This is a genomic window from Streptomyces sp. E11-3 (assembly GCF_046540415.1).
In the GTDB taxonomy this organism is placed as follows: domain Bacteria; phylum Actinomycetota; class Actinomycetes; order Streptomycetales; family Streptomycetaceae; genus Streptomyces.
Genome location: NZ_JAZGRL010000003.1, coordinates 674,459 through 687,363, shown reverse-complemented (window position 1 = coordinate 687,363; position 12,905 = coordinate 674,459). Strand labels below are relative to the sequence as shown.

General features: G+C 70.6%; 15 protein-coding genes. 5 read left to right on the top strand and 10 right to left on the bottom strand.

The window, feature by feature from the left end; translation table 11 throughout:
* Positions 1 to 78: 78 nt before the first annotated feature.
* Positions 79 to 558, top strand: coding sequence for an SsgA family sporulation/cell division regulator (locus tag U9R90_RS32605; protein ID WP_411060668.1), 480 nt, complete (start codon positions 79 to 81; stop codon positions 556 to 558).
* A 93-nt stretch (positions 559 to 651) separates the two neighbouring features.
* Here the strand turns inward: U9R90_RS32605 and U9R90_RS32600 are convergent, their stop codons facing one another.
* Positions 652 to 2,049 carry an FAD-binding oxidoreductase gene (locus U9R90_RS32600; protein ID WP_411060666.1) on the bottom strand — a complete coding sequence of 466 codons (1,398 nt, stop codon included), beginning with the start codon at positions 2,047 to 2,049 and terminating at the stop codon, positions 652 to 654.
* Between the two features lie 109 nt (positions 2,050 to 2,158).
* Between U9R90_RS32600 and U9R90_RS32595 the strand changes: the two genes are divergently transcribed.
* The gene (locus tag U9R90_RS32595; protein WP_411060664.1) at positions 2,159 to 3,703 is read left to right on the top strand and encodes a tetratricopeptide repeat protein; all 1,545 of its coding nucleotides are present in this window, start codon (positions 2,159 to 2,161) and stop codon (positions 3,701 to 3,703) included.
* A gap of 197 nt (positions 3,704 to 3,900) precedes the next feature.
* Here the strand turns inward: U9R90_RS32595 and hppD are convergent, their stop codons facing one another.
* Positions 3,901 to 5,046: a 4-hydroxyphenylpyruvate dioxygenase gene (gene hppD, locus U9R90_RS32590; RefSeq protein ID WP_411060662.1), complete on the bottom strand. Its 1,146-nt coding sequence runs from the start codon at positions 5,044 to 5,046 to the stop codon at positions 3,901 to 3,903.
* Positions 5,047 to 5,174: 128 nt separating this feature from the next.
* Here hppD and U9R90_RS32585 point away from each other — a divergent pair, with 128 nt between their 5' ends.
* From U9R90_RS32585 to U9R90_RS32575, 3 genes are all read left to right on the top strand, one after another.
* The gene (locus U9R90_RS32585) at positions 5,175 to 5,648 is read left to right on the top strand and encodes an Lrp/AsnC family transcriptional regulator (protein WP_411061008.1); all 474 of its coding nucleotides are present in this window, start codon (positions 5,175 to 5,177) and stop codon (positions 5,646 to 5,648) included.
* Between the two features lie 89 nt (positions 5,649 to 5,737).
* Positions 5,738 to 6,343, top strand: a complete 606-nt coding sequence (locus tag U9R90_RS32580; RefSeq protein ID WP_411060660.1) for an ArsR/SmtB family transcription factor — start codon at positions 5,738 to 5,740, stop codon at positions 6,341 to 6,343.
* The gene (locus U9R90_RS32575; protein WP_411060659.1) at positions 6,340 to 6,522 is read left to right on the top strand and encodes a hypothetical protein; all 183 of its coding nucleotides are present in this window, start codon (positions 6,340 to 6,342) and stop codon (positions 6,520 to 6,522) included. The genes U9R90_RS32580 and U9R90_RS32575 overlap by 4 nt, the downstream gene beginning before the upstream one ends.
* On the opposite strand, the gene U9R90_RS32570 is transcribed toward U9R90_RS32575, so the two are convergent.
* The 8 genes from U9R90_RS32570 to U9R90_RS32535 all read right to left on the bottom strand — a co-directional run.
* Positions 6,509 to 7,132 carry an RDD family protein gene (locus U9R90_RS32570; RefSeq protein WP_411060658.1) on the bottom strand — a complete coding sequence of 208 codons (624 nt, stop codon included), beginning with the start codon at positions 7,130 to 7,132 and terminating at the stop codon, positions 6,509 to 6,511. The two genes, U9R90_RS32575 and U9R90_RS32570, sit on opposite strands and share 14 nt — an antisense overlap.
* Positions 7,133 to 7,193: 61 nt before the next feature.
* On the bottom strand, positions 7,194 to 7,991 hold the full coding sequence (locus U9R90_RS32565; RefSeq protein WP_411060656.1) for a PDZ domain-containing protein: 798 nt from the start codon (positions 7,989 to 7,991) through the stop codon (positions 7,194 to 7,196).
* A 163-nt stretch (positions 7,992 to 8,154) separates the two neighbouring features.
* Positions 8,155 to 8,796 carry an IclR family transcriptional regulator gene (locus tag U9R90_RS32560; RefSeq protein ID WP_411060655.1) on the bottom strand — a complete coding sequence of 214 codons (642 nt, stop codon included), beginning with the start codon at positions 8,794 to 8,796 and terminating at the stop codon, positions 8,155 to 8,157.
* Between the two features lie 361 nt (positions 8,797 to 9,157).
* Positions 9,158 to 10,960 (bottom strand): DEAD/DEAH box helicase, encoded by a 1,803-nt coding sequence (locus U9R90_RS32555; RefSeq protein ID WP_411060653.1) that lies wholly within the window; start codon positions 10,958 to 10,960, stop codon positions 9,158 to 9,160.
* A 111-nt stretch (positions 10,961 to 11,071) separates the two neighbouring features.
* A complete protein-coding gene (locus U9R90_RS32550) occupies positions 11,072 to 11,455 on the bottom strand; it encodes a type II toxin-antitoxin system death-on-curing family toxin (RefSeq protein ID WP_411060651.1) in 384 nt (127 codons plus the stop codon).
* Complete coding sequence (locus U9R90_RS32545; RefSeq protein ID WP_411061006.1) at positions 11,456 to 11,653, bottom strand: Arc family DNA-binding protein; 198 nt, start codon at positions 11,651 to 11,653, stop codon at positions 11,456 to 11,458. It abuts the gene before it with no gap.
* Positions 11,654 to 11,711: 58 nt separating this feature from the next.
* Positions 11,712 to 12,176 (bottom strand): VOC family protein, encoded by a 465-nt coding sequence (locus U9R90_RS32540; RefSeq protein WP_411060649.1) that lies wholly within the window; start codon positions 12,174 to 12,176, stop codon positions 11,712 to 11,714.
* A gap of 95 nt (positions 12,177 to 12,271) precedes the next feature.
* The coding region (locus U9R90_RS32535; protein ID WP_411060648.1) for a hypothetical protein at positions 12,272 to 12,905 on the bottom strand (634 nt) is incomplete at its 5' end.

Sequence of the window (12,905 nt, the reverse complement as noted above, 5' to 3'; positions counted from 1 at the left end):
GCTCCTGGGCGCTCTCACCTCGTACGGGCCCACGGAAGGGCCCGTACAGAGACCGTCCAGCGAGAGGAAACGTACGAGATGCACACCGTGGTGGAACGCGAGCTGGAACTGAAGCTGGTGCTGTCGCCCGAGCGCAGCATCCCCGTCCCGGCTCGGCTCACGTACCGCACCGACGACCCGTACGCCGTGCACATCACCTTCCACATCGGCTCCGAGCAGCCGGTGAACTGGACCTTCGCCCGTGAGCTGCTGGTGGAGGGCGTGTTCCGGCCGTGTGGGCACGGCGATGTCCGGGTCTGGCCGACGAAGTTCGACGGACGCAGCGTCGTCCTGATGGCGCTCAGCTCGCCGGACGGCGAGGCGCTGCTGGAGGCGCCGACCGCCGCCGTGTCGGCCTGGCTGGAGCGCACCCTGCGGGCGGTGCCCCCGGGGTCTGAGTCCGAGCAGCTGGGCATCGACGACGGCCTGGCCGAGCTGCTCGCACCGGCGCCGGGGGGCCGTGACGAGCTGTGGCTGCGCGACCCGTGGCCATCGGACGAGTCGAAGGACGGTGAGTGAGTGAGCGAATCGGCGGTGGTGTCGGACGCGGAAGGAGAGGGGGCTAGAGGGGGCTTCAGAAACAGGCTCTCAGAGCACCTTGCCCGGGTTGAGTCAGAGCACCTTGCCCGGGTTGAGGAGGTGCAGCGGGTCGAAGGTCTGCTTGATGCCCCGCTGCAACTCGACTCCGACCGGGCCGATCTCGCGGGCCAGCCATTCCTTCTTCAGTACGCCCACGCCGTGTTCGCCGGTGATCGTGCCGCCGAGTTCCAGGCCGAGGGCCATGATCGCGTCGAAGGACTCGCGGGCCCGCCGGGACTCGTCGGGGTCTGCCGCGTCGAAGCAGACCGTGGGGTGGGTGTTGCCGTCCCCCGCGTGCGCGCAGAGCCCGATGGTCAGGTCGTACTTCTCGGCGATGCGCGCGGTGCCGTCGAGCATCGCGCCGAGCTGCGAGCGGGGCACGCAGACGTCGTCGATCATCGTGGTGCCCTTGACGGCCTCCAGGGCGGTGAGCGACAGGCGCCGGGCCTTGAGGAGGAGTTCGGACTCGGCGTGGTCGTCGGCCGGTACGACGTCGGTGGCGCCGGCGGCCGTGCACAGCGCGCCGACGGCGGCCAGGTCGGCGGCGGGGTCGGGGGTGTCGAAAGCGGCGAGCAGCAGGGCCTCGGTGGTGTCCGGGAGTCCCATGTGCGCCATGGCGTTGACGGCTTGGATGGTCGTACGGTCCATGAGTTCGAGGAGCGAGGGCACATGGCCGCCTTCCATGATGGCGCAGACGGCGTCGCACGCGGCCGAGGCCGAGGCGAACTCGGCGGCGAGCACCAGCTGCTCGGGCGGCGTGGGCTTCAGGGCGAGCACCGCGCGGACCACGATGCCGAGGCTGCCTTCGGAGCCGACGAAGAGCCGGGTGAGGTCGTATCCGGCGACGCCCTTCGCCGTACGGCGGCCGGTGGTCAGCAGGCGGCCGTCGGCGAGTACGACGTCGAGTCCGAGTACGTACTCGGCGGTGACGCCGTACTTCACACAGCACAGGCCGCCGGACGCGGTGCCGATGTTGCCGCCGATGGTGCACTGCTCCCAGCTGGAGGGGTCCGGCGGGTAGCAGAGGCCGTGGGCGGCGACCGCGCGGGAGAGCGCGGCGTTGACGACGCCCGGTTCGACGACGGCGATCCGGTCGACCGGGCTGATCTCCAGGATGCGGTCCATCTTGAGCAGCGAGAGCACGATGCAGCCGTCGGAGGCGTTGGCGGCACCGGACAGGCCCGTACGCGCCCCCTGCGGGACGACCGGGACGCGTAGCTCGGTGGCGGTGCGCATCACGTGCTGCACCTGTTCGACCGTACGGGGCAGTACGACGACGGCGGGGCGGCCCGCGGCGCAGAAGCTGGCCATGTCGTGGGCGTACGAGGCGGTGATGTCCGGGTCGGTGAGGACCGCGTCGGAGGGGAGCCCGGCGCGCAGCCGGTCGGTGAGACGGTCAGGGGCGGCGAGACGGTCGGGGGCGGCGTCCATGATCCCAGCGTGGCACCCGGGGCCATCGGTGTGAACCCGTGGGCGAACCCCGTCGCGCGTCGCGGTGTGCTCGTCGTATCGGCGCACGGCTTGACGCACAGTGAGCGCCATGCAGAACGAAGCCACGGGGAACAAGAACGAAGCCACCGAAGCCTCGGAGGACGAACAGCAACAGCAGGCTCCGCCGCGCCGTCTCTCCCCCACGGTCAAGCGCGCCCTGGTGACCTCGGTCGCGGGCACCGCGCTGCTCGCCGGAGTGCTGGTACTGGTCCCCGTACTGCAGGACGACGGTCCGCCGCCCGCGTTGGGGCCGACTGGGCGGGCGATGGCGGCGGCCGGGGCGGGCGCGCCGGCCTCGCTGCCCGATCTGGCGGCGCTGATCGGCGACCGGAAGGCGCATCTGCGGGAGCACCCCGGGGACGAGGAGTCCTGGGCGGTGCTGGGCTCCGCCTATGTCGAGCGGGGGCGGCGGACGGCGGACTACGCGGCCTATCCGAAGGCCGAGCGTGCGCTGCGCAGGTCGCTGGCCGTGCGGTCCGCCACGGAGGGCAATGTCGAGGCGCTGGCGGGGCTCGCCGCGCTCGCCAACGCCCGGCACGAGTACCGGGCCGCCCGGAAGTGGGGCGAGCTCGCGGTGAAGCAGGCGCCGAAGCGCTGGACGCTGTATCCGGTGCTGCTCGACACGTATCGGGGGCTCGGTGACCACAAGGCGGTCGCCAAGACCCTGGAGCGGCTGCGGGAGCTCGGGTCCGGGCCCGCGGTGATGGTGTCGGCCGCGCGGGTGTACCGGGACCGGGGGTGGCGCGAGGACGCGGCGGTGAAGGCGTCGGACGCGGCCGCGCTCGCCGAGACCCCGGCCGAGCGGGCGGCGCTGCTGCACCGGGTCGGGGAGCTGGCGTGGGAGCGGGGCGAACCGGCCGAGGCGCTGCGCTACTTCAGGGCGGCGCTGCGCGCCGACCGCGACCACCATCCCTCGCTCGCGGGCAAGTCCCGGGCGCTGGCGGCGCTGGGCCGCACGTCGGCCGCGCTGACCGGCTATGAGTCGGCGCTGGCAAAGCAGCCGCTGCCGGAGTACCTCCTGGAGCTGGGCGAGTTGCAGGAGTCGCTGGGGACGGAGTCGGCGGCGGGGGTCCAGTACGACATCCTGCGCGGCCGGATCAAGCAGGGCAGCGGTGTGGGGATCAACGAGGCGCTGGTCCTGGGGCGGTTCGAGGCGGACCACGGCGACGCGGACGCGGCGGTCAGGCGGCTCACCGCCGAGTACAAGCGGCACCCGGGGCGCGAGGTGGCCGATGCGCTGGGCTGGGCGCTGCATCGCGCGGGCGACGACAAGAAGGCCGTCAAGTACGCGAAGAAGGCGATGGACAAGGGGCCGCGCAGCGCGCTGTTCTTCTACCACCGGGGCCAGATCGAGCGCTCGCTCAAGCAGTACGGCTCCGCCCGCCGCCATCTGGCCGCGGCCCTGCGCATCAACCCGTACTTCTCGCCGCTCCTGGCGCCGCTGGCGCGGGAGGCGCTGGACGCGCTGGGTGAGCCCGCGGCGGGCGGCCCGGCGAAGATGCACGCCGAGCCCACGCCGACGCCGGCTCCGCGGCGCCCGAGCGAGCCCGCGGCCTCGGCCGCCCCGCGCGCGGCCGAGCCCACGAAGGCCTGATCCGCGCGGGGCACGCCGCAGCCCCCATGGGTCAGGTCCCTTGGGGGCTGCGGGGTATGGGGGCAGGTCACTCGGAGGCGGAGCGACCGGTGGGTCGATCGGTCAGAGGTGGACCGATCGGTCATCGGCGAACTGATCGGTCACCGGTTGGCCGACCGGTCACCGGTGGACCGACCGGTCACCGGTGGGCCGATCGCTCAGAGGTTGCCGCGCTTGGCCTGCTCGCGCTCGATCGCCTCGAAGAGGGCCTTGAAGTTGCCCTTGCCGAAGCCCATCGAGCCGTGCCGCTCGATCATCTCGAAGAAGACGGTCGGCCGGTCCTGGACCGGCTTGGTGAAGATCTGCAGCAGATAGCCGTCCTCGTCGCGGTCGACCAGGATCTTCAGCTCGCGCAGCGTCTCCACGGGCACCCGGGTCTCGCCCGCCCACTCGCCGAGGGTGTCGTAGTACGAGTCGGGGACGTCCAGGAACCGGACGCCCGCGGCCCGCATCGTGCGCACCGTCGAGACGATGTCGTTGGTGGCGAGGGCCATGTGCTGGACGCCGGGGCCGCCGTAGAACTCCAGGTACTCGTCGATCTGCGACTTCTTCTTCGCGATCGCCGGTTCGTTGATCGGGAACTTCACCTTCTTGGTGCCGTCGGCCACGACCTTGGACATCAGGGCCGAGTACTCGGTCGCGATGTCGTCGCCCACGAACTCCTTCATGTTCGTGAAGCCCATGACCTTGTTGTAGAAGGCGCACCACTCGTTCATCTTGCCGAGCTCGACATTGCCGACACAGTGGTCGATGGCCTGGAAGGTGCGCTTGGCCGGGGGCTCGACGAGCGGCTCGGCGTCGACGAAGCCGGGCAGGTAGGGGCCGTCGTAGCCACTGCGGTCCACCAGCGTGTGGCGGACTTCGCCGTAGGTGGCGATGGCAGCGAGTACGACGGTGCCGTGCTCGTCCTTGAGCTCGTACGGCTCGGCGACGGAGCGGGCGCCGTGCTCGACGGCGTAGGCGTACGCGGCGCGGGCGTCCGGGACCTCGATGGCGAGGTCGATGACGCCGTCGCCGTGCGCGCCGACATGGCCCTCGACGAAGCGGCCCCAGTCGGTGCTCGCCTTGATGACGGAGGTGAGGACGAACCGGGCGGCGCCGTTCTCCAGGACGTAGCTGGCGGTCTCGCGGCTGCCGTTCTCCGGTCCCGAGTACGCGACGAGCTTCATGCCGAAGGCGGTCGAGTAGTAGTGCGCGGCCTGTTTGGCGTTGCCCACGGCGAAGACGACCGCGTCCATTCCCTTGACCGGGAAGGGGTCGGCCTGCCGTGCGGTGTCAGGGGTTTCCTGGATGGTCTCACTCATGGCGGCAGCGTCCCTCGCTTCCACAAGGTGCGCAATAGTTAGCAGATCTGCTGGGCAATCTGACCAGTGAGCGGTCAGTATGACCGGGCTATCTGTACAGGATGACCACTGGGAGTGTGATCCAGGCCATGTCCATCGACGCACTGGACGGCAGACTGCTCGTACTGCTGGCACGCGAGCCCCGGATCGGCGTACTGGAGGCGTCGCGCCGCCTGGGCGTGGCCCGCGGCACGGTCCAGGCACGCCTGGACCGGCTCCAGTCGAACGGCGTCATCCGCGGCTTCGGCCCGAACGTCGACCCGGCCGCACTCGGCTACCCGGTCACCGCCTTCGCGACACTGGAGATCAAGCAGGGCCAGGGAGCCGACGTCCGTGCGCATCTGAGCGGAGTCCCCGAGGTCCTGGAACTGCACACCACGACGGGCCATGGCGACATGCTCTGCCGCCTGGTGGCCAGGTCCAACGCCGATCTCCAACGGGTGATCGACCGCGTGGTCGGCTTCGACGGCATCGTGCGGGCGTCCACGGCGATCGTCATGGAGAATCCGGTGCCGCTGCGGATCATTCCCCTGGTGGAGCAGGCGTCGGCGGACGAGGGCTGAGACGGCGGACACCGAGGCTCCGAAGTAGCAAAGGTTTCGTTGCAACGAACCCGTTGCAACGAAGTCTTTGCGTCCTTACGCTGCGCAGTATGGCGGACCACGAGAAGCCGGACATGCGAACCCTCGACCCGCGCTCGCTGCGCGGGCTCGCCCATCCGCTGCGGATACGTCTCCTGGCCGCGCTGCGTCTCGACGGACCGGCCACCGCCTCCCAACTCGCGACGCGGCTGGGCGAGTCGAGCGGTGCCACCAGCTACCACCTGCGGCAACTCGCCGCGCATGGGTTCGTCGAGGACGACGCTGAGCGTGGCAAGGGCCGGGAGCGCTGGTGGAAAGCGGCCCACGCCATGACGAACCTCGAACCCGCCCTGGTGGACGCGCCCGACGCGGAGACCCGTGGCGCCGCCGACCTCTTCCTCCACGAGGTGGCGACCATCCACACCCAGGAGCTGTCCACCTGGCTGGGGGCCCGGGCTCGCAACGACTGGCCGAAGGAGTGGGTCGGCGCAGCCACCGTCAGCGACTACACCCTGTGCCTGACACCCGAGCTCGCCCTGGAGCTCAAAGAGAAGCTCCTGCGGCTCATCGACGACTACCGCCGTCAGGCGCCCGAGCCCGGCACCCCCGGCCTCGCCCAAGTCCGCTACCACCTGCACGCCCTTCCCCGCACGATGGACGGAGAGGACGCACCGTGATTCCCGAGCACCCGTACTTACTGCTGCAGCTGCACCATCAGCGCGCCGCCGAGCTCCAGCGCGAGGCATGGACTCACCAGCACGCCCACCCCGGCCGCGTCCGCCGGCGTATCGGATGGGCGCTCGTCGGCCTGGGGCTGCGGATGGCTGCGCCGCGTGCCGCGGTCAGCCCCGTGTGACCACCACGCTGGAGACGACCTTGTCGTGCAGGCACTGCTGGTTGGGCTTGTCCCAGGTGCACCACAGGATGTTGGCCAGGCCGAGGAAGGGGACGAAGCCCATCGGCAGGACGATCCAGGCGCGGCCTACGGCCTGGCCGAAGGACAGGTTCTGGCCGTCGGCGAGGCGGGCGACGCGGAGGTTGCAGATGCGCTTGCCGACGGTGCCGCCCCACTTCCAGTTCTGGACCGGCTCGTAGAAGGCGAAGGTGCCCAGGCTGAGCGATGCGCCCAGGATGACGGCCAGGGGGTGGCTCTGGGTGGCGTCCACCAGGGCCGCGGTGGTCATGCTGGTGATGAAGATGGCCAGCACCAGGATGACGACGTCGATCAGGCGGGCTACCAGGCGCAGGCCCTGATTCGCCAGGAGATGCGGTGGCGGGCCTGCGGTGAAGGGCTGGTGGGGGTACGGGTAGGCGTTCGGGTACGGGTAGCCGTACCCGGGCGGCGGGGACTGCGGGTACCCCGGTGGCGGCGGGGACTGCGGGTACCCCGGCTGCTGTGGCGGTGCGGCGGCGTAGGGGTTGCCGTACGGGCCCTGCGGAGGTATCTGCTGGTGTTCGTTGGTCACCCGGCGAATGGAAACAACTGATCACCGGTAACGCCAAATCCGTTGGCGCCGGTCCGCCCGGTCAGCAGCTGGGCACCCGCTCGCCCTTCTCCAGCGCACGCAGCGCGTCCACCGTCCCCGACAGCGTGGTCACCGGGATCAGCCGCAACCCGTCCGGGAGCTCGCCCTTCGCGTCCGAGCACTCCGCCTTCGGTACGAGGAAGACCGTGGCGCCGTCCCGCTTGGCGGCCCGCGTCTTCAGCGAGACCCCGCCCACCGCGCCGACCTTGCCGTCCTCGGTGATGGTCCCCGTACCGGCGATGGTGCGGCCGCCCGTGAGGTCGCCGCCGCTGCCGTCGCCGTCCAGCTTGTCGACGATCCCGAGGGCGAAGAGCAATCCAGCGCTGGGCCCGCCGACATCGGCGAGTTCGAGCTCGACCTCGACCCCGTCGGCCCGCTCGCCGAGGTAGCCGAGGGCCGCCTGGACCGCCGTGTCCTGGGACTCCTCCATCTGCCCGATGTTGTGCTGCTCGATCTCCTTGGTGGTCTTGCCACTCGGGTAGACCGCTTCGCGGGGCATCACGGCACGGTCGGTACGGAACCAGCCGTCGAGCACGTCGCCGAGGTCGACCGAGGCGTCCGGGCCGGTCGCGAGGATCGTGGTCATCCGCAGCTGGCCGCTTGTCTCACGGGTGGGCGCACCGCTGATGGTGATCACCGGGTCGCCCCTGTTCTCGCCGAGTACGTCCGCGGTCGTACCGGGCTGCGCCACGGCGAACGGCAGCGGCGCGAGCCCCGCGGTCGCCAGCAGGGCCACGAACGGGACGGCGCAGACGGCGAGGGCCTTGGGGCGTGAGAGACGCGAGAGACGAGAGAGCACGGGATCAACCTATAACCAGGGCTCACCACGGCGGGAGCGAGCCGTCCAGCAGGGCCCGGAGGCCCAGCCCCAGCAGGCCCCGCGGGCCCGGTCGCGGGGCCCAGCGGCTCGCACAGGCCGCAGACCCGCAGGCCCGGTCGCGGAGCCCAGCGGCTCGCACTCCCTACCGCAGCGCGTCCGCGACCTCGCGCGCCGCGTCCACCACGCGCCCGCCGACCCGCTCCGGCACCGAGTCCGCGAGCATCACCACACCCACGCTGCCCTCTATCCCGGTCACCCCGATCAGCGGCGCGGCCGCTCCGCTCGCCCCGGCCTCCAGTTCGCCGTGGGTGAGCGTGAAGCCGGGGTCGTTGAGCACACCCTGCCGGGCGGAGAGGATCGCGCGGCCCGCGGCGCCCCGGTCCAGCGGGTGCCGGAACCCGGTGCGGTACGCCACGTGGTAGTCGGTCCAGGTGGGTTCGACGACCGCGACGGCCAGCGCCTCCGTACCGTCGACCAGCGTGAGGTGGGCGGTGGCCCCGATGTCCTCGGCCAGCGACCGCAGCGCGGGAAGCGCGGCCTCCCGTACCAGCGGGTGCACCTGGCGGCCGAGCCGCAGCACGCCGAGCCCGACCCGGGCGCGGCCGCCCAGATCACGTCGTACGAAGGCGTGCTGTTCGAGCGTGGCGAGCAGGCGGTACACCACGGTGCGGTTCACACCGAGCTTGTTGGACAGCTCGGTCACGGTCAGCCCGTGGTCGGTGTCGGCAAGCAGCTTGAGGACACGCAGTCCCCGGTCGAGCGTCTGGGAGGTCTCCGCGGTCACGACGCCCTCTCCTTAGTGGTGAGTCGCGACGGCCCCCTCCACGGTCGGGTGTCCCCCGCCTGAGGCGGGATACCCCGTCACCGGTCCCACGGTGACGCGCGTCGAGAGGCCGCCGGGCGAAAGCGGGGCTCCGGGCGGCGGTGGGCCGACCGGCAGCGCTGAGCACCGGCTGCGCTCCGCGGCGGCGCTGCCACGGGGCGTGTGCGTTGCCGGGACAGTAGCGAGCCAGTCCGCTCAGCGGAAGACTCCGTCCAGAATCCGGGCACACAAAATAAGAACTTCCGGTGCGAGCGCACGCCTGATGCCCGCTATGCGACTCGCATAGCGGGCATCAGCCAATCAATCGGACAGCGAACCGGAGTCACTTCATCCGGGTCGCCCACTCCTGGACCTTCGCGATCCGCTGCCGGATCTGCCCGGCCGTCGCCTCCGCGCTCGGCGGTCCGCCGCACACCCGGCGCAGCTCGGTGTGGATCACGCCGTGCGGCTTGCCGGACTGATGGGTGTACGCGCTGACCATCGTGTTGAGCTGCTTGCGGAGTTCGAGCAGTTCCTTGTGGCTGACCACGGGGCGCCGGTCGGCGGGCAGTTCGAGCAGATCCGCCTCGTCGTCCGGCTTCTTGCGGCTGTGCGCGATCTGCCGGGCCTGCCGCTTCTGCAGCAGCATCTGCACCTGGTCGGGTTCGAGCAGCCCCGGAATGCCGAGGTAGTCCTGCTCCTCCTCGCTGCCGGGGTGCGCCTGCATCCCGAACTCGGCGCCGTCGTAGAGCACCCGGTCGAAGACGGCCTCCGACTCCAGCGCCTCGAAGGGCAGCGTGTCCTGCTCGCCGGTGTCCTCGTCCTGCTCCTTGTTCGCCTCGTCCATCTCCTTCTCGGACTCGGCGTACGGGTCTTCCTCGTCCCCGTCCTTCTTCGGCTTGTCGAGTACGTGGTCGCGCTCGACCTCCATCTCGCCTGCGAAGCCGAGCAGGTCGGGGATGGTCGGCAGGAAGACCGACGCGGTCTCGCCGCGCCGCCGCGACCGTACGAAGCGCCCGACGGCCTGGGCGAAGAACAGCGGGGTCGAGATGGTCGTGGCGTACACGCCCACGGCGAGCCGCGGCACGTCCACGCCCTCGGACACCATCCGGACCGCGACCATCCAGCGGTCGTCGCCCTGGCTGAACTCGTCGATCCGGCTGGACGCGCCGTTGTCGTCCGACAGCACCAGGGTGGCCTTGGTGCCGGTGATCTCGCGGATCAGCTTGGCGTACGCGCGTGCCGAGTCCTGGTCGGAGGCGATGACCAGGCCGCCCGCGTCCGGGATGCCCTTGCGTACCTCGGTGAGCCGCTGGTCGGCGGCGCGCAGCACGTTGGGCATCCAGTCGCCGCGCGGGTCCAGGGCGGTGCGCCAGGCCTGCGACACGGCATCCTTGGTCATCGGCTCGCCGAGCCGGGCGGCGATCTCGTCACCGGCCTTGGTACGCCACCGCATCTGTCCGCTGTAGGACAGGAAGATGACGGGGCGCACGACGCCGTCGCCGAGCGCGTTCCCGTATCCGTACGTGTAGTCGGCCGACGAACGCCGGATTCCGTCGTTCCCCTCCTCGTACGCGACGAACGGGATGGGGTTGGTGTCGGAGCGGAACGGCGTGCCGGTCAGCGCGAGTCGCCGGGTCGCGGGTTCGAAGGCCTCCAGACAGGCCTCGCCCCACGACTTCGAGTCGCCGGCGTGGTGGATCTCGTCCAGGATCACCAGGGTCTTGCGCTGCTCGACGCGGTTGCGGTGCAGCATCGGCCGTACGCCCACGCCCGCGTAGGTGACGGCGACGCCCTGGTACTCCTTGCTGAGCGGGCCCGCGCTGTACTCCGGGTCCAGCTTGATGCCTATCCGGGCGGCCGCCTCCGCCCACTGCTTCTTCAGGTGCTCGGTCGGCGCGACCACCGTCACCTGCTGCACGACGTGGTGGTGCAGCAGCCAGGACGCGAGGGTCAGCGCGAAGGTCGTCTTCCCGGCACCGGGTGTCGCGACGGCGAGGAAGTCGCGCGGCTGCTCCTGGATGTACCGGTCCATAGCGCCCTGCTGCCAGGCACGCAGCTTGCCGGCTGTACCCCAGGGGGCACGGCCGGGGAAGGCGGGAGAGAGGTGATGGGAGGACGAGGCGGCGGTGGCGGTGGTAGTCACGGTCTCCGGTTCGGGTCTGGCTCGGCTACGTATGACAACCGGGCCACCTTACCGGTGAGCCGCCGCCACCCCCGGCGGCCTTGGCCGGAACCGTCGAGGGTGCGGCACAGGTCACATCGCGCTGTGCAGCGCGCGCAGGCGCCTGGCGATCTGCTCCACATCCTCCAGGCTGCCCGTGGCCACCTCGATCACGAGCTTGTACGACTCGTCCTGATCGACTTCGACCATGTCGGTGCCGTTGAGGTCGAGGAACACGACGGTGCACATCCACGCCATCCGCTTGTTGCCGTCCACCAACGGGTGGTTCACGGCAAGCGACTGGAGCAGCGCGGCGGCCTTCTCGAAGAGATCCGCATAGGCCTCGACGCCGAACATCTGGGACTGGGGGCGGTGAGCTGCCGAGCTGAGCAGGCCGAGGTCGCGCACGGCGACCTGCTGCCCCCCGCAGGCGAGCTCGGCCAGGTCCAGAACCTCCTGGACCGTCAGGTACTTCATCTACTCCCCCAGCCGCCTCAACAGGTCCGCGTGACGCACCGCGTACTTCGCCCCCAGGCGGCGGACAGACTCGCGGTCCGCCTCCTGCTCCAGATACCGGTCGATCGCCTGGAGCACTATGGCGTGCATGCTCCGGCCTTCCTCCTCGGCCCGGAGCTTGAGCGCCTCTTGCTGTTCGTCTCGCAGACGCAGATTCATAGCCATACCGCGACGGTACCACCAAGGGGGCCACAGTGGTACCACTCGCACGCTATCCCTACGCGTCCTTGAGGGCCTGGACGTCGATCTTCTGCATGCCGAGCATCGCCTTCATCGCGCGCTCCGCCTTCGCCGGGTCCGGGTCGCTCAGGAGTTCGGGGAGGATCCTCGGGGTGATCTGCCAGGACAGGCCGTACCTGTCCTTGAGCCAGCCGCACTGGCTTTCCTCGCCGCCCTCGGTGAGCTTGGCCCAGAGCGTGTCGACCTCGGCCTGGTCCTCGCAGTCCACGGAGAGCGAGATGGCCTCGGTGAACTTGAACTGCGGGCCGCCGTTGAGCGCGGCGAACTTCTGTCCGGCCAGCTCGAAGCTGACGACCATGACCGAGCCGGGCTCGCCGGGTCCGGCCTCTCCGTAGCGCTGCACGTCGAGCACCTGGGAGTCGCCGCCGAAGACCGACGTGTAGAACTCGGCGGCTTCCTCGGCCTGGTCGTCGAACCACAGGAACGTGGTGATCTTCTGCATGGGAGTTCCCTTCGTCCAGGACACCCACTGTGTCCGTACGGTAGACCGGTCGCACGCCGGGAACTCATCGGTGGGCGACGGGGCAGGCCGCGGGGCTACACGTCGCTGCCGGTGTCGGGGCTGCCGCTCGGCTCGGGGTAGTCCAGGAAGCGCCTGAAGGTCTCCGTGCCGGTCTTGCCCTTGTCCCAGGTGATCGTGAGCGTGTCGCCGCCGGTGAAGACGAGGTTGCCGAAGATCTCCTTCTTGTCCTTCTCGCAGATCAGCCCGACGCGGTAGCTGCGGCCCGGCTCGACCACCTTGCGCAGTCCGCTGCACCGCCCGTCCGCGAGCAGGGACACCGAGACCTTCTTCGGGGTCTTGGAGTCGGGGCTCTCGCGCAGCCCGAGGATGCCGCTGCCGGTCTCCGACCGCCAGAATCCGACGATGGTGGTGCCGGTGACGCCGGGGCGGGGCTTGTCGTCCTCGGTCGCGCCGTCGCTGGGCTCGTCGTCGGGGTCGTCGCCGTACGGGTCGTCGTCCTCCGGGTCGGTCTCCGGGACGCTCAGGCTGGGGCTGGGGGTCGTACTCGGGCTGGGGCTCTGGCTGTCCTGGGCTACGGGCGACTCGCTGCCGTCGTCCCCGGGGCCCACCGTGAACCAGACCCCGCCGCCGATGACCAGCATCGCCAGTGCAGCGGCTCCGATCACGAAGCCGGTCCTGCGCTTGGTGCCGGGCGGGGCCGAAGGCGAG

Coding starts and splice junctions, on each gene's coding strand:
- U9R90_RS32605 (WP_411060668.1), top strand. CDS start 79: ATGCACACCGTGGTGGAACGCGAGCTGGAACTGAAGCTGGTGCTGTCG.
- U9R90_RS32600 (WP_411060666.1), bottom strand. CDS start 2,049: ATGGACGCCGCCCCCGACCGTCTCGCCGCCCCTGACCGTCTCACCGAC.
- U9R90_RS32595 (WP_411060664.1), top strand. CDS start 2,159: ATGCAGAACGAAGCCACGGGGAACAAGAACGAAGCCACCGAAGCCTCG.
- hppD (WP_411060662.1), bottom strand. CDS start 5,046: ATGAGTGAGACCATCCAGGAAACCCCTGACACCGCACGGCAGGCCGAC.
- U9R90_RS32585 (WP_411061008.1), top strand. CDS start 5,175: ATGTCCATCGACGCACTGGACGGCAGACTGCTCGTACTGCTGGCACGC.
- U9R90_RS32580 (WP_411060660.1), top strand. CDS start 5,738: ATGGCGGACCACGAGAAGCCGGACATGCGAACCCTCGACCCGCGCTCG.
- U9R90_RS32550 (WP_411060651.1), bottom strand. CDS start 11,455: ATGAAGTACCTGACGGTCCAGGAGGTTCTGGACCTGGCCGAGCTCGCC.
- U9R90_RS32545 (WP_411061006.1), bottom strand. CDS start 11,653: ATGAATCTGCGTCTGCGAGACGAACAGCAAGAGGCGCTCAAGCTCCGG.
- U9R90_RS32540 (WP_411060649.1), bottom strand. CDS start 12,176: ATGCAGAAGATCACCACGTTCCTGTGGTTCGACGACCAGGCCGAGGAA.